General features: G+C 73.2%; 17 protein-coding genes and 2 pseudogenes. 14 read left to right on the top strand and 5 right to left on the bottom strand.

Going from position 1 to position 20,502, the window contains the following annotated elements; translation table 11 throughout:
* The first annotated feature begins 191 nt into the window (after positions 1 to 191).
* The 4 genes from MXD60_RS02825 (at position 192) to MXD60_RS02810 (ending at position 5,215) form a co-directional block, all read left to right on the top strand.
* Positions 192 to 2,117, top strand: a complete 1,926-nt coding sequence (locus MXD60_RS02825; RefSeq protein ID WP_248817407.1) for a phosphatidylglycerol lysyltransferase domain-containing protein — start codon at positions 192 to 194, stop codon at positions 2,115 to 2,117.
* A gap of 67 nt (positions 2,118 to 2,184) precedes the next feature.
* A complete protein-coding gene (locus MXD60_RS02820; protein WP_248817346.1) occupies positions 2,185 to 3,297 on the top strand; it encodes an alpha/beta hydrolase in 1,113 nt (370 codons plus the stop codon).
* Positions 3,298 to 3,584: 287 nt separating this feature from the next.
* Positions 3,585 to 4,328, top strand: a complete 744-nt coding sequence (locus MXD60_RS02815; protein WP_248817344.1) for a rhomboid-like protein — start codon at positions 3,585 to 3,587, stop codon at positions 4,326 to 4,328.
* Positions 4,329 to 4,792: 464 nt separating this feature from the next.
* Positions 4,793 to 5,215 carry a ricin-type beta-trefoil lectin domain protein gene (locus tag MXD60_RS02810; RefSeq protein ID WP_248817342.1) on the top strand — a complete coding sequence of 141 codons (423 nt, stop codon included), beginning with the start codon at positions 4,793 to 4,795 and terminating at the stop codon, positions 5,213 to 5,215.
* Positions 5,216 to 5,381: 166 nt separating this feature from the next.
* On the opposite strand, the gene MXD60_RS02805 is transcribed toward MXD60_RS02810, so the two are convergent.
* Together MXD60_RS02805 and MXD60_RS02800 are read right to left on the bottom strand one after the other, a co-directional pair.
* On the bottom strand, positions 5,382 to 7,553 hold the full coding sequence (locus tag MXD60_RS02805) for a protein kinase domain-containing protein (protein WP_248817340.1): 2,172 nt from the start codon (positions 7,551 to 7,553) through the stop codon (positions 5,382 to 5,384).
* An 86-nt stretch (positions 7,554 to 7,639) separates the two neighbouring features.
* The gene (locus tag MXD60_RS02800) at positions 7,640 to 8,539 is read right to left on the bottom strand and encodes an MFS transporter (RefSeq protein ID WP_248817338.1); all 900 of its coding nucleotides are present in this window, start codon (positions 8,537 to 8,539) and stop codon (positions 7,640 to 7,642) included.
* A 276-nt stretch (positions 8,540 to 8,815) separates the two neighbouring features.
* Here MXD60_RS02800 and MXD60_RS30190 point away from each other — a divergent pair.
* The 3 genes and pseudogenes from MXD60_RS30190 to MXD60_RS02790 all read left to right on the top strand — a co-directional run.
* A pseudogene (locus MXD60_RS30190) lies at positions 8,816 to 9,085 on the top strand (helix-turn-helix domain-containing protein); the annotation flags it as partial.
* Between the two features lie 217 nt (positions 9,086 to 9,302).
* Positions 9,303 to 9,521: an MmyB family transcriptional regulator gene (locus MXD60_RS30185; RefSeq protein ID WP_308222345.1), complete on the top strand. Its 219-nt coding sequence runs from the start codon at positions 9,303 to 9,305 to the stop codon at positions 9,519 to 9,521.
* Positions 9,522 to 9,543: 22 nt separating this feature from the next.
* On the top strand, positions 9,544 to 10,125 hold the full coding sequence (locus MXD60_RS02790; protein WP_248817336.1) for a nucleoside/nucleotide kinase family protein: 582 nt from the start codon (positions 9,544 to 9,546) through the stop codon (positions 10,123 to 10,125).
* 32 nt (positions 10,126 to 10,157) lie between these two features.
* On the opposite strand, the gene MXD60_RS02785 is transcribed toward MXD60_RS02790, so the two are convergent.
* Positions 10,158 to 11,177 (bottom strand): Rieske 2Fe-2S domain-containing protein, encoded by a 1,020-nt coding sequence (locus tag MXD60_RS02785; protein WP_248817334.1) that lies wholly within the window; start codon positions 11,175 to 11,177, stop codon positions 10,158 to 10,160.
* Positions 11,178 to 11,466: 289 nt separating this feature from the next.
* On the opposite strand from MXD60_RS02785, the gene MXD60_RS02780 reads away from it, so the two are divergent.
* The 6 genes from MXD60_RS02780 to MXD60_RS02755 all read left to right on the top strand — a co-directional run bounded on the left by MXD60_RS02780 (position 11,467) and on the right by MXD60_RS02755 (position 18,383).
* Complete coding sequence (locus MXD60_RS02780; RefSeq protein ID WP_248817406.1) at positions 11,467 to 12,282, top strand: ribonuclease FAU-1 family protein; 816 nt, start codon at positions 11,467 to 11,469, stop codon at positions 12,280 to 12,282.
* Positions 12,283 to 12,486: 204 nt separating this feature from the next.
* On the top strand, positions 12,487 to 13,542 hold the full coding sequence (locus MXD60_RS02775; RefSeq protein WP_248817332.1) for an Rv2578c family radical SAM protein: 1,056 nt from the start codon (positions 12,487 to 12,489) through the stop codon (positions 13,540 to 13,542).
* 73 nt (positions 13,543 to 13,615) lie between these two features.
* Positions 13,616 to 15,259 carry an ABC-F family ATP-binding cassette domain-containing protein gene (locus tag MXD60_RS02770; RefSeq protein ID WP_248817330.1) on the top strand — a complete coding sequence of 548 codons (1,644 nt, stop codon included), beginning with the start codon at positions 13,616 to 13,618 and terminating at the stop codon, positions 15,257 to 15,259.
* Between the two features lie 77 nt (positions 15,260 to 15,336).
* Entirely contained in the window at positions 15,337 to 16,299 is a 963-nt protein-coding gene (locus MXD60_RS02765; RefSeq protein WP_248817405.1) for a phospholipid scramblase-related protein, read from the top strand.
* Positions 16,300 to 16,895: 596 nt separating this feature from the next.
* Complete coding sequence (locus MXD60_RS02760; protein WP_248817328.1) at positions 16,896 to 17,642, top strand: CE1 family esterase; 747 nt, start codon at positions 16,896 to 16,898, stop codon at positions 17,640 to 17,642.
* A 132-nt stretch (positions 17,643 to 17,774) separates the two neighbouring features.
* Positions 17,775 to 18,383 (top strand): P-loop NTPase family protein, encoded by a 609-nt coding sequence (locus MXD60_RS02755; RefSeq protein WP_248817326.1) that lies wholly within the window; start codon positions 17,775 to 17,777, stop codon positions 18,381 to 18,383.
* 33 nt (positions 18,384 to 18,416) lie between these two features.
* Here the strand turns inward: MXD60_RS02755 and MXD60_RS29205 are convergent, their stop codons facing one another.
* Complete coding sequence (locus tag MXD60_RS29205; protein ID WP_248817415.1) at positions 18,417 to 18,764, bottom strand: hypothetical protein; 348 nt, start codon at positions 18,762 to 18,764, stop codon at positions 18,417 to 18,419.
* Positions 18,765 to 18,877: 113 nt separating this feature from the next.
* Positions 18,878 to 19,177, bottom strand: a pseudogene (locus MXD60_RS29200) (class I SAM-dependent methyltransferase); the annotation flags it as partial.
* A gap of 373 nt (positions 19,178 to 19,550) precedes the next feature.
* On the opposite strand from MXD60_RS29200, the gene folD reads away from it, so the two are divergent.
* Complete coding sequence (folD, locus tag MXD60_RS02740; RefSeq protein ID WP_248817324.1) at positions 19,551 to 20,411, top strand: bifunctional methylenetetrahydrofolate dehydrogenase/methenyltetrahydrofolate cyclohydrolase FolD; 861 nt, start codon at positions 19,551 to 19,553, stop codon at positions 20,409 to 20,411.
* Positions 20,412 to 20,502 lie beyond the last annotated feature (91 nt).

The raw sequence follows: 20,502 nt of genomic DNA, 5'->3' as shown, positions 1-20,502 counted from the left end.
CGTCCGACCCGGCGACGTCCGACGGCCTGCACCCCGCCGCACCGGGTGCCGCGGGCCCGCACCCTGCCGGCGTGGCGTCCCGCGCACCGGAGGTCGACTCCGGCCGGCTCGCGTCCGGCGGCCCGGCTTCCCGTGGGCCGGCCGACGGCGCGCGGTGGCGGTGGCAGCTGCCGGCCGCGGGCCGGCCCTGGGTGCCGCGGCTCGCGGCGCTGCTGACCTTCGTCGTCGGGCTGCTGGACGTGGTGTCGGCGCTGACCCCCGAGTGGCGTACGCGCCTGGCCGACCTGCGGGTTCTGCTGCCTGGCGCCGCATCGCGCCAGGCGGCGGCGTTCACCGTCGTGGTCGGCATGCTGCTGATGTTGCTCGCGGCCGGACTGCGGCGGCGCAAGCGGCGGGCCTGGCGGGGCGTCGTCGTCCTGCTGGGTGTCGGCGTCGTCCTGCATGTCGCCAAGGGCCTCGACTACGACGAGGCGGCCGCGTCGGCGGCGTTGCTCGGCGCCCTCGTGCTGGCCCGCGGCGAGTTCCGGGCCAAGGGCGATCCATCGACCCGCTGGCGGGCGCTCGGCGTCGGCCTGCTGCTGACCGCGGTGTCGATCGCGAACGGCTTCCTGCTGCTGCACCTGCGCGAACACCGCATCGCCGGGCCGCACTCCTGGTCGGCCCAGCTCGAACAGATCGTCCTGGGGCTCGTCGGTATCCCCGGCCCGTTGCAGTTCACCACAGATCGGTTCGCCGACCTTGCGTTCCGGGTGCTGCTGACCCTGGGCGTCGGCACGATCGGGATGACGGCCTACCTGGCGCTGCGCCCGCCGCGCCCGCGGCCACGGCTCACCGAGCAGGACCAGGTGCGGGTCCGTGACCTGCTGGCGCGCCATGGGGGAGCCGACTCGCTCGGCTACTTCGCGCTGCGCTCCGACAAGTCGGTGATCTGGTCGCCGACCGGGAAGGCCTGCGTCGCCTACCGGGTCGTCAACGGGGTCATGCTGGCCAGCGGAGATCCTCTCGGGGACCGGGAGGCCTGGCCCGGGGCTATGCGGGAGTTCCTGCGTGAGGCCGCCGACCACGCCTGGACCCCAGCCGTCATCGGCTGCTCGGAGCCCGGGGGGACGGCGTGGACCAGGGCGGGACTCACCGCCCTGGAGTTCGGGGACGAGGCCGTGGTCGACACCGCCACGTTCAGCCTTGAGGGCCGGGCGATGCGCAACGTCCGGCAGGCCGTCGCGCGCGTCGAACGGGCCGGCTACACCGCCGTTGCCAGCCGCGTGCGTGATCTCGATCCCGACGCCATCGCCCGGGTGAAGGGCCAGGCCGCGGCCTGGCGCGGCGCGGAGACCGAGCGCGGGTTCTCCATGGCGCTGGGTCGGCTGGGCGATCCGGCCGACGGGGACTGCGTCGTCGTCCTCGCCTACGACGGCGCCGTCCCCGTCCGCGGGAGCGCGTCGGCCGACGCCGTCCCGTCAAAGGTCACACCGTCAAAGGTCACACCGTCAAAGGTCACACCGTCGAAGGCCGTGCCGTCGAAGGCCGTGCAGGCACAAGCCGTGCAGGCCGAAGCCGTGCCGGCGAAGGCAGCGGGCGCGGGGGGAGTGGCGCCGCAGCTGCGGGCGTTGCTGCACTTCGTGCCGTGGGGCCGCGACGGGCTCTCCCTGGACGCCATGGTGCGCGACCGGGAAGCCGACAACGGCCTCAACGAGTTCCTCATCGTCAGCACCCTGCGCCAGGCCCCGGACCTCGGCGTGCGGCACCTGTCGCTGAACTTCGCGTTCTTCCGCTCGGCCCTGGAACGCGGCGAGCGACTCGGAGCCGGCCCGGTCATCCGTGGCTGGCGCGGACTGCTGATGTTCCTGTCCCGCTGGTTCCAGATCGACAGCCTCTACCGGTTCAACGCCAAGTTCGCTCCGACGTGGCAGCCGCGCTTCGTCTGCTATCCGGCCACCGCGGAACTTCCCCGGATCGCCGTCGCCATGTTGGAGGCCGAGGCATTCCTCGTCTGGCCCAGCTGGCGGGCCCGGCTGTCCCGGCCCCGCCGGATCGCCGCCGGCCTCGTGCGGCGCCGTCGCGGCAACCGCCACGACGGCGCGGACACCGGCCGGACGCAGACGCCGGGCGTGTCCTGACTGCCGCCGGCCGCCGCGCAGCGGCCACGCGGGTGAGTGCGGAGCGTTCGGTGTCAGGGGGTGGCTGGTGGGCTCGGTCGTCATCATCGGGAAGTGGTTCCTGCTGGGCCTCGGCGCCCTGGCGGTCGCCGCCTGGGTGACCTGCGTGCGGCTGTCCCGCCGTGGCCGGGCCGTCACCATCGCGGCGGCCGGCCTGGCCGTCGTGCTCAGCGTTGCCACCGCCGCCGACCTCGTCAACGCGCACTACAGCTACCTGCCGCGCGTGGACGACGTCGTCGGGGTGAGGTCATGGCCAGCCTCGTCGTCGCGGGTTGCCGTCGCCGCCACGCCGGCGCGCACGCACCCGCAGGGGACTGTCGTGACCCTGCGGATACCCGGGGTGCGCAGCGGCTTCGGCGTCCAGCAGGCGCTGATCTACCTCCCGCCGCAGTACTTCAGCGAGCCGCACGCCCGCTTCCCGGTGGTCTACCTGATGCACGGCTCGCCGGGCGTGCCCGTCGACTGGTTCCGGGCGGACCGGGCGGCGCAGACCGGGGCGTGGCTCGCCGCGGACCACCGGGCGGCGATCCTCGTCGCCCCCCGCCTGAGCCATGGCTGGCTCGACGACAGCGAATGCGTCGATCGGCCCGGCGAACACATCGAGACCTACCTGGTCGACGACGTGATCCCCACGATCGACGCCCGGCTGCGGGTGCTGCCGGGGCGCACCGACCGCACCTTCGCCGGGATGTCCGCGGGCGGGTTCTGCGCGCTCAACCTGGGCCTGCGCCATCGCGACCTGGTCGCCACGATCGTCGACATGTCCGGCATGGACCGACCCACCCACGACGGCGGGATGGTCGGACTGTTCGGGCGCAGGGCCGACCTGGCCCGCGTCGTCGCGGCGAACACCCCGGCCCGCTACGCCGCGCACCTGCCGGCGGATCCCCCGATGCGGATCTGGTTCGACTGCGGCGTGTCCGACCGTGAGGCGTACGGGGACACCCGCGCGATGGCCACTACCCTGGCTGCCCGGGCGGGGTTCACCGTCGTGCTGCGCCTGCGCCCCGGCGGCCACGACTTCGGCGTGTGGCGCCCGGCGCTGCGCGACGGGCTCGCCTGGTCCCTCGCCCCGCACCGCGCGGTACAGGTTCGGCTGCCCCGCGCGCACACCACCCGGACCAGGACCGCCCGGGCGTAGGCCGCCTCGGCCACCCGACCCCAGCACATCGGCGGCCCTTCGCCGCGGAGTCGTCCGAACTATGGAAATCCCCATGGCGGCATGGCTGGTGCTGTCACGGGGAATGCCGAGCCAGGTCACGATGTCACAAAAGGATGTACGCGTTCCTCGTCGGGTGGGGGTGCTCCGTGAAGCGTCCAGATCCATGGCATGACTGCCGACGCGGGTTCGCGGCGCCCAGCCCGCTGTCGCCCGGTGGCGCGCCCCTGTCCGCGCCGCGCCTCGACGGCAGGCCGACGAGGCTGCCGGTGGCCCGCACCGCGGCCGCGGCCCGCTCGGCGCGGCGCGTACTGGCGTCGGCGGCCGCCGGGGGTTCCCTCGCACGCCGCTTCCCGGTGACCTCGGTGCTGGTGGCGGCACTGATCGCGGCCCGGGTGATGCGCGTTACCGCCCCCGAGGTGACCCACCGCTGGCAGTGGGCGACGAGCACCACCCTGGACCAGCTCGTGCACCATCCGCTGGGAGTTCTGCTGGGCAGCATCCCGTGGGTCACCGATGGACCGGTCGCGCCCTGGGTCGCTCTCGCCGGTCTCGCGGTCGGCGGACTGGAGTACACGGTCGGCAGCCTGGCCGCTTTCGGGGTGCTGTTCGGCGGGCACACCGGCGCCACGCTCATCTCGGAGGGCGTCCTCGGGCTGCGGGTGGCCGACCGGCAGCTCCCCGCCAGCGCGCTGCACATCCTGGACGTCGGTCCGAGCTACGTCGTCGCGGCCTCCCTCGCGGCAGTGGTGGTGCTGCCCAGCCGCCACCAGCTGCGGACGGTCGCCAGGCTCGCGCTGGTCGCCATCCTGCCGGCGATGACCTACGGTGTGGTCGACGTCGACCTCGACAGCGTCGGCCACATCGCCGCCTTCGCTCTGGGCGCGCTCGCCGCGACCGTCCCCGCTCTGCGCCGCCGCGCCGATCCGGACCGCGCATCCGTGCCCGCCCCGCCGGCCGCGGATCCGACGGAGGCGCCCGGCGCCGCCGTCGCGACAGCTGCTCAGCGGTAATTGCGCCGAATCAAAGTATGGGCTAATAAGTGCACGAATAAATTATCTTGGGGCTGTCCGCAGTGTGCGGCCGAAGGTGGGAAGTGCATGGCTTCTGTCGATCTCCCGGGCGGGTTGCCTTTCGCAATGAAATGCGCGAGCTCGACAACCCTCCCATACCGGTCGGCGATGTAACGCATATCGGAGTGCCGAGTGGCGTGGGCCCGGCGCCGCCGCTTGGCCGGGCATGATGACGCTGGCGCCAAGGGCGGGCCACAGCACCTCCTGAACAGCACCTCCTGAACAGCACCTCCGAACAGCATGCTCACGGGCCCACGCACACCCAGCGTCGAGAGCACGTCGCCGTGTCGGCGGTACTCCACCCGCGTCGCGGCCCGGAGTGTCCGAGGCGCGAGGCGTGTGCCATCCCGTACGACTGCGGCCTTCATCAGGCCAGCCACCGCATGACCAGAAACGGGGAGAGTATGAGCACGATCTCTGACGGCGTGTACCGGATCAGCATCGACGGCCGGGACAATCTGACCCTGAGCTCGCCCGACAACCGCAACCTTTTCCTCCTGCCCGGCGAGGGGCCCGGGCAGGACTGGGAAATCAAGAATTCAGGTAACGGAAGCAACGGCGACAGCACCTACACGATCCGCCGCGCGTCCGGTCCTCTCTTCGTCGGGTTCGAGGGTGAGCCCGACGTGTTCGAGCGGGTCCTCCCGCGGCCGGAGCCGCGCGAGTGGCGGATCTCCGAAGGCCCGCGGCCCGGCACGTTCACCATCGGCGTCGTCGACAACCCGCTCACCCTCGGCCTGCACCCGGCCCTGATCTTCCCGCCGCTCGTCGCCCTGTCGCCGGTCTTCGACGAGGACCGCGGCTGGGCCCTGACGCCGGCCGGCTGATCTGGCCTGGCCGGCTCACCCGTCGGCCGGCCGCCCGGCGTCGCGCGGACTGTGAGGAGCGGCGTCCTCTCGGTGCGCCCTGGCCTTCCGGCCGGGGCGCACCGCCCGCCGTCCCAGATCCGTAGGCCGGCCCGGTGTTGACGCCTGCCGGGGCCGGAATGCCGCGTCACCCCGGGGGGATCGCCCAGCGGACGGGGCCGCTCGCCGTCCCGGAGCCGAGCAGGCGGTCGCCGGAACCATCGGGATTCATGACGTGGACCGGGCCGGTCGCCGCGAAGAACTGGGTCGCCGCCATGTCCTCGACGTACACGAGGCCGCCCTGCGGCGACCAGCTCGGATGCCACGTGCCGGAACCGCCGACCCGGAGAGGCTCGCCGCCATCCGCGTCGATCAGGAAAACGCCTCCCGCGGCGGTGCTGAACGCGATCGTGTGGCCGTCGGGGGACCAGGCCGGCTCACCCGCGCCGGCCCCCGGCACCGGCGAGCCTGTCAGCACATGGTCGGCGCCGTCGCGGGCCAGAATGTGGAGAGACTGGTCGGCGCCATTGCGATAGACCAGCTTGGTGCCGTCCGGTGACCAGGACAGCTCGAAGGCGTCCCGGACCTGGCTGATCCGCTGGCGGCCGCCGCCGTCGGCGTTGATCAGGAAGACGCCGCCGATGTTGCGGGCGTAGGCGATCGTGCGACCGTCGGGGGAGTAGACCGCGCTGTCGGACGACCCGTCGGGTTCGTCGGTGAGCTGCCGCTCGTCCCCGCCGCCGGCGGTCCGGAGGCTGACGATCTCCCCGGCGGTACTGGTGAACACGACCCGGCTGCCATCCGGCGCGAGCGCCGGGTTGTCCCCGACTCCGACCTGACGCTCGGCGCCGGCGGGGCTCACGAGGATGATCGGGCTCTCGTTGATCGAACTGCTGTCGGTGTACTGCTTGAAGACCCGCCAACCCCGGGCCTCGGCCTGCGAGCCGTCGCCGATGCGCACCACCACCGTGCTGCCCGGGGCGAGGCGGGTGCCCGCCGGGGGTGACGTGTCGATCACGCGTCCCCGGGAGGCCGCGCCGCTCGGCTCCGACATGCTGCGTGCCACGAACCCCGCCCGCCGAAGTCGCTCCACCGCCACGGCACTCGTCCGTCCGCGATAGTCGGCCAGCGTGATCACACCCGCGGTTGCGGCGGCGGTGGCCTGCGGCGAAGGCGCCGTAGGCCCACCGCGGTCGCGCTGCGACACGGCGAGTCCTATCCCGCCGGTCGCGAGCAGCGTGGCGATGGCGGCCGCCACCAGTGGCCACCGAGGCGGGTGCGCCGGCCACCGCGGACGGGAGGGCGTGCGGCGGCGGGCTGGTTGTGTCCGGCGGGCTCGTCGGGGTTCCTCGGCGGAGCCGTCCTGGGGCATGTCCTGCCCGGCCGTCGGCCGCGGGTCGTGGAGAAGCCGCGTGGGCGAGTCGCGTACCGCGCCGGGCGGGCGGGGGACAGCCGCTGAACCAGGTGTGCCGATCTCGCCGACGGTGGTCGGCGCGGGGGTGGCTCCGGTCAGCCGCAGCAGCAGGGCGCTCGCCGTCGGACGCGCCGCCGGGTCGCGCTGCATCGTCCACTCGACGAGGTCGCGCAGCTCGGGGGCGAGGCCGGAGAGGTCCGGCTGGTCATGCACGATGCGGTACAGCAGTACCGGGGTGATCGCCTCGCCGTGCGGGGTGCGGCCCGTGGCGGCGAACAGCATCACCCCACCCCAGGCATGGATGTCGGCGGCGGGTGTCAGCGGTTCGCCGAGTGCCTGCTCCGGTGCCATGAACGCCGGAGTGCCGATGACCCCCCGGTGGGTCAGGGTGGTGGTGGACTCCAGCGACCGGGCGATGCCGAAGTCGATGACCCGGGCGCCCGACGGGGACAGCAGGATGTTGCCCGGCTTGAGATCCCGGTGGATCAGGTTCGCCCCGTGGATGGCGCCCAGCGCGCCCGCGACGGCCACGCCGAGGCGTTCGAGTTCGGCGGCGTCGAGCGGGCCGCCGCGCCGCACCCGCCCGGCCAGCGTGGGGCCCTCGATGAACTCGGTGACCAGGTACGGCTCGGCGCGGTCGGTGTCGACGTCCAGCACCTCGGCGGTGCAGAACCGGGCGACCCGGCGCGCCGCCTGGGCCTCCCGCGCGAAACGACTGCGAAAGTGCGGCTCGCGGGCGAAGTCACGACGGATGACCTTCACGGCGACCGGGCGCCCGGCGGGGGACCGACCGTAGTAGACCGTGCCCATCCCGCCGACGCCGAGCCTGCCGGCGAGCTTGTACGGGCCGACCGCCGACGGGTCGTCGTCCTCCAACGGCTCGACACCGGCCGGGAGGTCCGCCATCGCCGTTCCCGCCCCGCCCCGCCGCAGTGGAATGCCCCGTCCTGTCCCAGTATCCCTGTCGGGCCGAACCTGGACGGACGGGGCAGTCACCTCACCGCTCGGCGTCGAGGATCGGCGGCGCCAGCGCCGGCACGGCCGCGAGCCCGTTGCTGGCGGCCCCGACCTCGGCGACCTCGCCGAGCCCGGCTGGCGCGGCCTGCGACGGGACGACGGTGGTGACAGGTGGCGACTGCGGGACGCCCGCCGAGGCCCGCTGGCGTGCCGTGCCGCGGGTCAGGAACGCCGCGCTTCAGCGGGCGCCCACCGGCGGCGGACACCTGCCGCTCCACCACGACGAACACGACGGCGAGCACGACCGACGCGGCCAGCGACGCGAACGCCCACGCCGGCCAGCCCAGGTCGTGGCCCAGCACCAGCGGCAGCACGAACAGCAGCACCGTGGCGGACAGGACGAACAGGCCAGGCGCGTCCAGGGACGGTCCGTGCCGCGCCTCGTCCCGCGGCAGGACGCGTGGCGCGGCGACGAACAGCAGCAGTCCGATCGGCACGTTGACGAGGAAGACGGCCCGCCAGCCGGTGTCGAACAGGTCGGCACTGACGAGCAGCCCTCCGGCGGCCTCGCCGACGACCACCCCACCGGCGATCACCGCCGCGAAGTACCCCAGAGCCCGGGCCAGCGCGGGCCCGGCGAAGTTCCGCTGGATCAGGCTCATCACCTGCGGTGTCATCAGCGCGGCACTGGCACCCTGCAGGAACCGGGAGGCGATGAGCGTCCCCGTCTGCGGCGCCACCCCGCAGACGGCGGAAGTGAGGGCGAATCCGGCGAGGCCGAGCAGGAATGCCCGCCGATAGCCGATGATGCCGCCGAGGCGAGCGCCGGTGATCAGGAACACGGCGTAGGCGAGGATGTAACCGGCGGCGACCAGCTGCAGGCCGGCGTCGGAGACGTCCAGGTCGGCCCGCAGTGTGGGCAGGGCGACGTTCACGATGCTGATCGAGGACCGCCATGAACTGCCCGACCAGAATGACGGCGAGCAGCACCCCGCTGGCCCGGGCCCGCCCAGCGGCGGGCGGGGTGGCCTGGGAGCTGGAAGGTCCGTGTCGGGTCAGTGGTTCACGACGGGATGACAGTGCAGGGGCAGCTGGCGTGTTCCGCGACATGCATGGAGCGTGGAGCCAACCTGGTACTGGTACCGAGAGCCTGCTCATACTGGTACTGACAGCACCTGGCGCATCATCTCGACTCCGGCGAGGCTGTGGTTATGACGACGCCCGTAAAGGTCCCGGCCGCGGTGCGAGACATCTCCTCCGTGTCACCGGCCCGCCTCGGCGCCCGCGGGCGACGGCGCGGCGAGCTGGCGTTGTTCCTGCGCAGCCGGCGTGAGCGCATCAGCCCGGAGGCGGTCGGCATGCCGCCCGGCCCCCGCCGGCGCACTCCCGGGCTGCGCCGCGAGGAGGTCGCGCAGCTCGCCGGGGTGGGCGTCACCTGGTACACCTGGCTGGAACAGGGCGGTCCCATCAACGCCAGCGGCCAGGTTCTCGACGCCGTCGCCCGCACACTGCGCCTCGACGACGCCGAGCGGCAGCATCTCCACCGGCTGGCCGACGTGCCGCAGGCGCAGCCCGCCTCGGACAAGGACGACGACGTCCCGCGGGATGCGCCCGCGATCCTCGGCGCCCTCGATCCGTTGCCCGCCATGCTGATGAACGCCCGCTCGGACGTGCTGAGCTGGAACGAGGCGTACGCCAGTGTGGGCCACCCACGACGTGGCGCCGCCACGCCCGTGCGACAAGGTGTTCTGGTATCCGGAGGTCGGCTACATCGCGATGCGGTCGACCAGCCTCGACCTGACCGATCGGCCCGGCAACCGTCTGGTCATCTACACCCCGGGTGACGGCGACAGCCGTGACCGGCTCTCCCGGCTGCGGGCGCACCCGGAGTTCGCGGTCGCCCCGCACCGCCACTGATCCGGGCCTGTCCGCGGCGGGGGTGTCACTGCGAGTGGACTCGATCGACGCGGCCGCGGCGCGGGTCGCCCGGTGGTTTGCGCGCCGGCCCACACGGGCCGGCAACACCCGGGTTCTCGCGGTGGATGGCCGTTCCGGCGGGGGAAAAACCACTCTCGCCCGGGCGGTCGCGGGGCGCCTCGGGGCGCCCGTCCTGCCGATGGACGACCTGTACGACGGCTGGGACGGGCTCGCCTCCGGTGTCGGGCAGCTCGTGGAGGGCATTCTGCGGCCGCTCGCCGACGGTCGCCGGCCACGCTGGCGGCGATATGACTGGGCGGCGGGACGTTACGGAGCGCTGGTGACCCTCGACCCGGTCGGCCTGCTGGTGGTCGAGGGCGTCGGTGCCGGCGCGCGGGCGGCGGCCCCCCTCCTGTCGGGCCTGGTCTACGTCGCCGCGCCGGCGTCGCTGCGCCGCCGGCGCGCGCTGGCCCGCGACGGCGACACCTTCATCCCGCACTGGGACCGCTGGGCTGGCCAGGAGGAGCGCTACCTCGCGGCCGACGACGTCGCCGGCCGAGCCGACATCCTGGTCAACGGCGCGCCCGGCGCCGACGAACTCTAGGCTCCCCGGCCCGCGGGTTCGCGCGCGGTGGCCTACCAGGTGGGCAACCACCGACCAGTTACCAGATCGGTCCACAGGCGGCGGATGGCCAGGCTGTTGCGGTCGGCGCGGACGTGCGCGTTGAGGTGTGGCGCCAAGGGGAACGGCGTGGGCAGCAGTTCGAGCAGGTCGCGGTCCTCGTTTTCCACCGCCACGTCGAAGTCCAGGATGTCGGCGGCGGGACGGTCCACCTCGCCGTCGGTCCGCAGCACGATCTGCGTAAGCACGCAGCGGTTGTCGTCGACCGGCGTGATCGCCTTCACCATCACGTGCCGAAGCCCGTCCGGGTAGGTGATGTGCAGGTGAGCGTGGAACGGGGCGTAGAGCCGCGACACGGTCGTGCGCACCGTCTCGCCGGCCTCGCCGGGCCGGGAGTCCACCGGCACCCGCCCCTCGGTCCGGATGCCGTAGGTCTCGCGGGTGACGACGGTGTCGGTCAGCTCGGCGCGGTCCGGGTTGCCGAAGGTGTTGCGATGGACGAACGCGACGTGGCCGGGGTCGAAGTTGTTCTCCAGCAGGTGCATCGCCGTGCAGTCGAAGGCGAACTCGTATTCGGGGACGACCCGCCAGGCGGGATCGTCGTACTCGGGCACCGGCGGGATGCCGACCAGCGGATCGTCGTCGAGGCAGACCCACACCAGGCCGTAACGTTCCTGCGAGGCGACCATGGTCAGGCCGCCGCGGGCTGGCAGCGGCGAGTCTGGAAACTGCGGAATCCGCCGGGTCTGCCCGGCCGCGTCCCACTCCCAGCCGTGGTACGGACACACCAGGTGGCAGTTCGCGATCCAGCCTCGGGACAGCGGGGCGTCCCGATGGGCGCACCGGTCCAGGGCGACACTCGGCGCCTCCCCAGCAGCCGCCCGCCACAGCACCAGCCGGGTACCAAGGACGGTGCGGGCCAGCGGCTCGGACCCCAGTTCGGCGGCGAAGGAGGCCGCGTACCAGAAACGGCGCAGCACCGGATGTTCGGAGATCACCAGATGGTCTGGACCGTCGTGACGGGTTGTGCGCATCTGGTCGTCGTGTGACGGGCCGGGGGTCGGCAGTGCGGGTCGGGGCGATGCGGCGGTGGTCACGAGGCGAGCCGCTCCTCCGTTGGCGACGTGGAGGCGGAACCGGTCCGCCGGGTGCCCACGAGGCCGCGCCTCCAGCAAAACGAGACCAGATGGCGGCGCGGTTTCCGCCGAGTTCCGGCCGGGCGTCTGTGTCCCTCGGGACAGCCGAAGCGCACCGGTGCAGTGGTCCAGCAGGTCGGTGGGGGGTGGCCGGGAGGGTGCTTCGCCGTACAGTCAGCCCGTGACAATGCCGGACAGCCCCGCGGTCAACGATCCCGGCGGCGCGATGCCGCCCTCCGAAGCCGGATCCACCCGCGGTGCGCCAACCGAACGTCACACCGTCCCTGCCTCTGGAACCGCCGCGTGGTCGGACGCCGAGGCGGAGTCGAGCACCGGATCGCGGGGAGTACAGGCCGCCGCGCCGTACACGCCCGGCGAGATCGTCGTGCACCGGTCGTTCACGACGAAGCGCCTTGTCTTCGTCCGCACCGGCCATGTCGTCGGGCACGACGAACGCGGCCTGCGCCTGTGGATCCCGCACGGCTGCCCGATGGCGGTCGAGCTGAGCGCGGACGGCCGCGGTCTGCGGGACATGCCGTTCGCGGAGTGGATCCGCCAGCCGACAGTGATGACGACATCGGTGTGGCGCGGACCGAACATCTTCATGCTGGTCCCTGCGCGGGGCGCCAACTCGGTGTGGTGGTTCTGGGACTGGCAGGGCCGCTTCGTCCGCTGGTACATCAACCTGGAGCAGCCGGCCACCACCTGGCGCCGGGACGGGCTGGTCGGAGTCGATACCACCGATCACGATCTTGATGTCTGGGTGACGCCGGAACGCGACTGGGAGTGGAAGGACGAGCACGAGCTGGCCGAGCGGATCGCCTACCCCGGCCACTACTGGGTCCGCGACGCCGACGCCGTGCGCGCCGAGGGGGAGCGGCTGCTGCGCCTGGTCGAGGCGGGGGCGTTCCCGTTCGACGGCACCTGGACGGATTTCCAGCCCGATCCGGCCTGGCGGATACCGGACAGCCTCCCGGCTGGCTGGGACGGCCCGCGCGCCTGATCTCAAACGGCTCCAGCCCGTCGGCAACCGAAACGGCCAGCGGCCACCTCCTGGCCGTGCGCCGCCCCGCGCCACTGCCCAGCCGCCCATCCACCTCGCCATCCACGCGCGCACCGCTGCACCTCCTGCCGGGTTGCCGGGTTGCCGGGTTGCCGGACTGCCGGACACCTGGACTTCGTTTCGAACGCATGTTCTCATGGGTGCGTGCGATGGGACAACCTACGACTCGCCGACGAGGCGCCGACCGATGCGGGCGCCGCGCGGGCGTTGCTGCCGCGCGACGCGGTGGCCCGCACCTTTGACGCCCCCGAATTCGCGGGCATGACCTTCTACGAGGTGCACGCCCGGTCGGCGCTCAACCGGGTGCCGCCGGCGTCGCGGATGGCCGTCCGCTGGACGGTGAACCCCTACCGCGGCTGTTCGCATGCCTGCCGATACTGCTTCGCCCGATCCACCCACACCTACCTGGATCTTGACGCCGGCCGCGACTTCGACACGAAGATCATCGTGAAGGTCAACGTGGCCGAGCGGCTGCGCACGGAACTTGCGGCCGGTCGCTGGCGGGGCGAGCACGTCGCGATGGGCACGAACGTGGACCCCTATCAGCGCGCGGAGGGGCGTTACCGGCTCATGCCCGGGGTCATCGCCGCCCTGCGTGACGCGCGCAACCCGTTCTCGCTGCTCACCAAGGGCTCGCTCGTGTTGCGCGATGTCGAACTGCTTGCCGCGGCAGCGGAGGTGACGGACGTCGGGGTGGCGCTGTCGGTGGGCTTCATCGACGACGAGCTCTGGCGGCTCGTGGAGCCCGGCACCCCTCATCCGCGCCGCCGGCTGGCGGTGTGCGCCGAGCTACGTGAGCGTGGGCTGGGCGCCGGGGTGCTGATGGCACCGATCCTGCCGTACCTGACGGACTCGCCCGCCGCGCTGGCGGCGACCGTCCAGGAGATCGCCCAGGTCGGCGCCACCTCGATCACTCCGATCGTCCTGCACCTGCGGCCCGGCGCGCGGGAGTGGTATCTCGCCTGGCTGGGGGAGCATCATCCGGCGCTGGTCGGGCCCTACCGCAGGCTGTACGGCAACGGCGCCTACGCGCCCCGCTCGTACCGGGACCGGATCACCGCGCAGGTGCGCGAGCTCGCTGAAGGTGCCGGGGTCGGGGCCTCGGCCGCGAGGCCCGCCGTCCGCCTCGGCGCCGTCCCGGCGGCAGCGCAGCCCGCGTTGCCGGACCAGCAACCGACCCTGCCCGGGCTCGGCGGCTGAGGATGGCGGCGGTGCGGGCGATCAGGCTCGGGGGAGTGACCGCGCTCCGGCACGCCTGCGCGAAGATGGTTGAGTGTCTGCCACCCTTGTCGCCTCCGGTCTCACCGTCACCCGCGGTGGAGCCACCATCCTCGACGGGGTCTCCCTCACCGTCGCGCCGGGTGACCGGCTGGGGGTGGTGGGGCCGAACGGGGTCGGCAAGTCGACGCTGCTGCGGGCGCTCGCCGGCCTCATCCCCCTCGACGAGGGCCGGCTCGACCTCGCGCCGCCAACGGCTGGTGTGGGCCTGCTGCCGCAGGAACCCGACCGCCGTCCTGGCGAGACGCTGCGGGCCTTCCTCACCCGTCGGACCGGGGTCGGCGCCGCCCAGAACGAACTCGACGCGGCCGCCGAGGCACTCGCCGAGGGCGCCGTCGGCGCCGACGACCGTTACAGCGTCGCGCTGGAGCGCTGGCTCACGCTGGGTGCCGCCGACTTCGACACGCGGGCGGAGGAGGTCTGCGCCGACCTGGGCCTGCCCGCCGATGCCCTGGACAGCCAGACGACGGCGCTGTCCGGCGGGCAGGCCGCCCGCGGGTCGCTGGCCAGCGTCCTGCTGTCCCGGTTCGACATCACTCTTCTCGACGAGCCCACCAACGACCTCGACTTCGATGGCCTCGACCGGCTCGAACGGTTCGTCCAGCAGCTGTCCGGCGCCCTCGTCCTCGTCAGTCACGACCGGGAGTTCCTCGACCGCACCATCGACACCGTCGCCGAGATCGATCCGCACCATCACGGCCTCAGCCTGTTCGCCGGAGGCTGGACGGCCTACCTGGAAGCCCGCGAGGTCGCTCGCCGCCAGGCCCGGGAGCGCTACGAGGACTACGCCGACCAGCGCACCGGCCTCGTCGTCCAGGCCCAGCGGCAACGGGAGCAGTCCGTGCGCGGAACGCTACGGGCCAAGCGGCGCTCCCCGGACGGCGACCGCGCAGCCCGCGGGGCGCGGATCGAGGCCGCGACGAAGAGCGCCGGCCGGGTGCGCTCGCTCGAGACCCGCCTCGAGCGGCTGGAGGAGGTCGAGGAGCCACGCAAGGAGTGGCAGCTGCGCATGTCGATCGCCGCCGCTCCCCGCTCCGGCGATGTTGTCGCGACCCTCACCGGGGCCACGGTGCGCCGAGGCGCGTTCACGTTCGGTCCGGTCGACCTCACCGTCGCGTGGGCGGACCGGATAGTGATCACCGGTCCGAACGGTGGTGGCAAGACGACGCTGCTCGGCGCCCTGCTCGGTCGTGTTCCGCTCGACGCCGGCAGCCAGTCGCTCGGTGCCGGAGTGCGGCTCGGTGAGATCGACCAGGCCCGTGGGCTGTTCCGGGGCGAGGTGAGCCCCGTGGCAGTCGCCGAACAGGCGACGGGCTGGCCGGCCGGCGAGGTCCGGACCCTGTTCGCCAAGTTCGGTCTCGGCGCCGACCAGGTGACCAGGCCCGCCTCCTCGCTGTCGCCGGGAGAGCGGACCCGCGCCGGCCTGGCGCTGCTGCAGGCGGTCGGGGTGAACTGCCTGGTGCTGGACGAGCCCACCAACCACCTGGACCTGCCCGCACTCGAACAGCTCGAGGAAGCTCTGACCGGCTACGCCGGCACCCTGCTGCTCGTCACCCACGACCGTCGAATGCTGGACACCGTCGCCGTCACCCGCCGCCTGCACGTCGACAACGGGCAGGTCATCGAGCAGCCCGTCTGAGCCTGGCCGGGGAGACGGAACGTTGCCCGGCGGAGCGGGTGTGGTCGTAACGGCCGCACGATGCCAAAGTGGGTGACATGACGCAGACGGTCCCGCCAGGCTGGTATGCCGATCCGAGTGGGCAGCACGGGGCTCGATGGTGGGATGGCACTCGCTGGACCGAGCACACCCAGCCGGCGGCTCTACCCGTCCAACCTGCCGGTCCCGGTCAGGGTCCCCCCGGGGGTCAGCCTGGCGGCCAGGGCCAGTACGGAGGGCCGGGCCAGTACGGCGGTCAGGCCCAGTACGGTGGCCCTCCTCAGCAGGGTGGGCAGGCCACGACGACCTGGGGGACGCCGCAGGGCGTGGACCCCGCCGCGGTGCGGACGGACGCCAGCCCGGAGAAGGTGCAGCGGCAGGTCCGCGAGGAGGCGGGAGTGGTGGCCGCCGGGCCTGGCGGAGGGACGCTGTTCAGCGAGCCGGTGCTGGTCGTCAACCAGAAGACCAAGATCATAGAGCTGGCCGCCGAGTACGCCGTGTTCGACCAGCGGGGCAACCAGATCGGCTCGGTCGTCGAGGTCGGGCAGGGCGCGCTGAAGAAGGCCGCTCGCGTCCTCACCTCCTGGGACCAGTTCTTCTCCCACCGGCTGGAGGTTCGCGACGCCGCCGGCGTCGTCCAGCTGCTGTTGCACCGGCCGGCGAAGCTGCTGAAGTCCAAGGTCATCGTTTCGCTGCCCGACGGCAGGGAGCTGGGCGTCATCGTCCAGCAGAACGTGTTCGGCAAGATCAGATTTGACCTGCAGTCGGGTGGCGCGACGATCGGGTCGATCAAGGCCGAGAACTGGCGTGCGTGGAACTTCGCCATCTTCGACCACACCGAGACCGAGGTCGCCCGGGTCACCAAGACCTGGGAGGGCTTCATGCGGACGATGTTCACCACCGCCGACAACTATGTGGTCCAGCTGCACAGGCCGTTGCCGCAGCCACTGCTCAGCATGGTCGTCGCCTCCGCACTCACCATCGACACGGCGCTCAAGCAGGACTCCCGCGGTCTGAACTGAACCGGCTCGCCGTCGCGGCGGGCGCGATCTCTCACCCAGCTCACATCACCCGCCGCTACGGTCGGCGTCGTGAGCGCACACCAGACCTTGACATGACACGGACCGACGCGGCTCAGACCAAGGGCGCGATCCGGCAGGCCGGTCGAGGCAACGGTGTCGTCAAGGGTTCGGTGTCGTCAAGGGTTCGGTGTCGGCCGATGGTTCGGTGTCGGCCGAGCGTGCGGTGTCGGCCGAGGGTGCGGTGTCGGCCGAGGGTGCGGCGTCGGTCGCGGCGGCGGCGCGCGCCGGGGCAGGTACCGGTGGGTGGGTCCGCCCGGTCTGGCCAGGGCCGCGCTGGTGCTCGCGGTTGCCGCGAGCCTGGCGGGCTGCGGTGGGTCGACGGCCGGACCAGCGGGGCCGCCACCCTCGGCGACTGCGCTGTCCGCGGTGCCGCCGACCGCGTCGCCCGGCGCATCCGGGCGCGCGGTCGCCCATGCCGGCACCACCGAGCACACCCTGACCGTCGGCGGGCGCGCGCGGACCTACCTGGTGACGTCCCCGCCGCGTCCGCGGCCAGCTCGTCCCGCGGCCAGCTCGTCCCGCGGCCGGTGGTCGTCGTGCTGCACGGCGCGGGAGGGTTGGCGGCCCAGGTCGAGCAGCAGACCGGCCTCAGTGAAGTGGCCGACCAGGCCGGGTTTCTCGCCGTCTACCCCAACGGCGGCGGCCGGCTCGGGACGGCGCTGCTGACCTGGAACGCCGGTACCTGCTGTGGCTACGCCCACCAGACGGGCCCGGACGATGTGGCCTTCGTCGCCGCCCTGCTCGACCAGGTCGCCCGGGACTACGCGGTCGACTCCCGCCGCATCTACGTCACCGGCATGTCGAACGGCGGGATGATGGCCTACCGGCTCGGCTGTGAACTCGCCGACCGGATCGCCGCGATCGCGCCCGTCTCCGGTGCCCTTGACACCGTCACCTGCGCGCCGAGCCAGCCCGTCCCGGTCATCGCCTTCCACGGCACCGCCGATCAGAAGGTCCGCTACGCCGGCGGCGATTCGTCGCTGGCAGGCCTGCGGCAGGGCGACGAGCGGGCTGACCGCTCGGTCGCCGAGGCGATGTCGTTCTGGACCCGCCGCGACGGCTGCGCGGCCACGCCGACCCGCAGCCAGCAGGGCGCCGTCCGCCACGACGTGTACGGGTCGTGCGCGTCGGGTGTCGCGGTGGAGTTGTACAGCATCGAGGGAGCCGGGCACGCCTGGCCGGGCGGGACCCGTCCCCGGAACGAGGCCGACGCGCCGCCGCCGGCGCCGAACGCGTCGGAGGTCATGTGGCAGTTCTTCGCGGCGCACCCGAGGGCGGGCTGACAGGCGGACCGCGGAGTCCGAAACGGGAGCCCCGTCGACGAGCCGGCGACGCCGGGATGACGCCGAGTGCAACGTGCGCCGAAGGGCCACGTTCGGCAGCACAACCGTTCGCCGCAATGGGAGACTGAGAGCGTGAAGACGCTCGGGACGGGCCCGGACGGGCCCCCGTCGATGACCCCTGACATCCAGCGGGTCCTCGTCGTCGGCAGTGGGGGTGCGGGCAAGAGTACCCTCGCCCGGGAGCTTGCGCGCCAGGCCGGTCTTCCGGTGGTGCACCTCGACCGGTACTTCTGGCGGCCCGGCTGGGTGGCGACGCCGGTGCAGGAGTGGTGCGCGATCGTCGCCGGCCTCGTGGCGAAACCGGCGTGGGTGATGGACGGCAACTACAGCGGCACGCTGGACCTGCGCATCCCCGCCGCCGAGCTGATCGTCTTCCTCGACCTGCCGCGCCGCGTCACGATCAGCCGGGCGCTGCGGCGCTGGGCCAGGTGGCGCGGGCGGACCCGGCCGGACATGGCGCCCGAGTGCCCCGAGCGGGTGGACATGGCGTTCCTGCGCTGGCTGTGGAACTACCCCCGGGACAGCCGGATCCGCCTGCTGCGGGCGCTGGACAGGCACGGCGCCGCCGCTCGGGTCGTGCGGCTGCGTACGTCGCGGGAGGTGCGGTTGTGGCTGGGCGCGGCGGCGTCGCCAGGCCTGCCGGCGATGCGCCCGCTGTCCGCGGGCCAGTTCGGCACCTGACCGGCCGGGCTGTCGCGAGCCGGGCGAGCAGGCTCAGCGCGGCGCGGTGATGTCCGATCCCGGCCGCACGAAGATCAGGGACCGGGAGCTGCGGCCGGTCGGCTGGGGCCGATCGGGGTCGGACAGCGCACGCAGGGCGGCGAGCGCCGGTTCGACGACGGCGGTCCACGGGGCGTCCGTCAGGTCCCACAGGTGCGAGTGGGTCCGGGCCTCGATGTCCGCGCCGGCGCCGCGCGGGATGAGCGTCTCGCGATCGTCCCGGACGAACGCGAAGTCCGCCGCGAGGGTGAGCCCATGACGCCCGGCGGTCTCCAGGACGCGTTGCGAGAGGTCCTGCACGTCACTGGTGGCGCGCAGTGCCGTCCGCAGCTGTCGGAGCACCGTACCGACGTCGCTGGACAGGCTGTGTTCGCCGCCGCCGACGACCGCGAGCCGGCCGCCGGGCGCAGCACCCGGGTGAGTTCGGCGAGGACCTGGTCGAGATCGTCGACGAGGTGCAGCACGTGCACGGCGAGGCAGGCGTCCACGCTGGCGTCGCGCAGCGCCAGCGCCGAGGCGTCACCGCGCACGAGGCGCCCCGGGACGCGGCGGCGGGCGCGGGCGAGCATCTGTTCGGACAGGTCGATGCCAGTGACCCGTCGACCGAGATCGGTGAGGGCGCGCGCGATCAGGCCGGTGCCGACGCCGATCTCCAGCAGCCGCTGCCCCGGCAGCTGTGGGGCGATGGCCGCGGCGACGGTCCGGCCGCGTTCCTCGCCGCCGCGTTCCTCGCCGCCACGGGGTCTCGTCGCCACGGGTCTCGTCGTACCGGTCGGCGATGCGATCGAAGTTCACCGAAGCCGCCATGGGACCGAAGCCGCCATGGGACCGAAGCCGCCATGGGACCGAAGCCGCCATGGGACCGAAGCCGCCATGGGTACGAGGCTATGACGTCGCTGGCTGGTCGACGAGGGGGAGGTCGCGTGGCGTAGCGTGCACGCTCGGACGAGGCGTCGGCCGCGGGGGTGTGCCACCACGCCAGCCGCTGTCGGCGGGGTGTCCGGATGACGGCAGGTGGCCGCGGTGGCCGCGGTGGCCGCGGTGACCGCGGGGTGGGCCGGGTCGGCGGCGGATGTCGGGTGGCCGCCGGCCTGGCCGGCGGATCGAGCGTGAGGGTGAGGGGTCGACGTGAGTGCAGTGATCATCGAAGGTAAGGCCGTGGCCGCGCGGGTGCGGGCGCAGGTGGCCCAGGACGTCGCCGAGTTCCGCGCGGCCACCGGCCGGCAGCCGGGGCTGGCGACCGTGCTGGTGGGCGACGACCCGGCGTCCGCGGTGTACATCGGCGGCAAGCGCAAGGCGTGTGTGGAGGCGGGCATGGCCGACCTGCATCAGCACCTGCCGGCCGACACCCCGCAGGAGGAGGTCGCCGCGCTGCTCGACGCCCTGGCCGCGGACCCGACGGTGTCCGGGATCCTGCTGCAGCTGCCGGTGCCCGCCGGTCTCGACGGCGCCGCCCTGGTCGGGCGCATCCCGCCGGGCAAGGACGTCGACGGACTGACGACCGCGAGCGTCGGGCTGCTCGCGCGGGGCCTGCCGGGCCTGCGGCCCTGCACCCCGTCGGGGATCATCGAGCTGCTCGATGCCTACGACGTCGAGCTGGCGGGTACCCCCACGGTCGTCGTCGGCCGGTCCGAACTGGTCGGCCGGCCGGTGTCCCAACTGCTGATCGGCCGCAACGCCACCGTCACGGTGTGCCACTCGCGCACGCGGGACCTCGCGGCGGTCTGCCGCGGGGCGGACGTCCTCGTCGTCGCGGCCGGCCAGCAGGCGATCATCGGGGCGGACGCGGTGAAGCCCGGCGCCACGGTCATCGACGTCGGCATGCACCGCACGGAGCAGGGCCTGCGCGGAGACGTCGACGCGGACGCCGTGCGCGAGGTGGCCGGCCTGCTGACGCCCGTTCCCGGCGGGGTGGGGCCGATGACGATCGCGATGCTGCTGCGCAACACCTTGCTTGCCGCGCGGGCGGCCGCGGACAGCCTCGGCTGACCCGCCCGCAGGCCCGGCTGGTACCACCCGTTCGCCAGCGTGTTCTAGGACACATGTCGCGATTCGGACAGCGATCGGGCCGCCCCGCTCG

It is taken from the genome of Frankia sp. AgB32, assembly GCF_023243045.1.
Classification (GTDB): Bacteria; Actinomycetota; Actinomycetes; order Frankiales; family Frankiaceae; genus Frankia.
The sequence above is the reverse complement of the archived record's forward strand: the minus strand, read 5'-3'. Positions and strand labels throughout refer to the sequence as shown.

What these genes read in the sequence shown, in the direction of transcription:
- MXD60_RS02810 (WP_248817342.1), top strand. Translation starts at nt 4,793, where the DNA reads ATGAGCACGATCTCTGACGGCGTGTACCGGATCAGCATCGACGGCCGG.
- MXD60_RS02805 (WP_248817340.1), bottom strand. Translation starts at nt 7,553, where the DNA reads ATGGCGGACCTCCCGGCCGGTGTCGAGCCGTTGGAGGACGACGACCCG.
- MXD60_RS02785 (WP_248817334.1), bottom strand. Translation starts at nt 11,177, where the DNA reads ATGCGCACAACCCGTCACGACGGTCCAGACCATCTGGTGATCTCCGAA.
- MXD60_RS02780 (WP_248817406.1), top strand. Translation starts at nt 11,467, where the DNA reads ATGCCGGACAGCCCCGCGGTCAACGATCCCGGCGGCGCGATGCCGCCC.
- MXD60_RS02765 (WP_248817405.1), top strand. Translation starts at nt 15,337, where the DNA reads ATGACGCAGACGGTCCCGCCAGGCTGGTATGCCGATCCGAGTGGGCAG.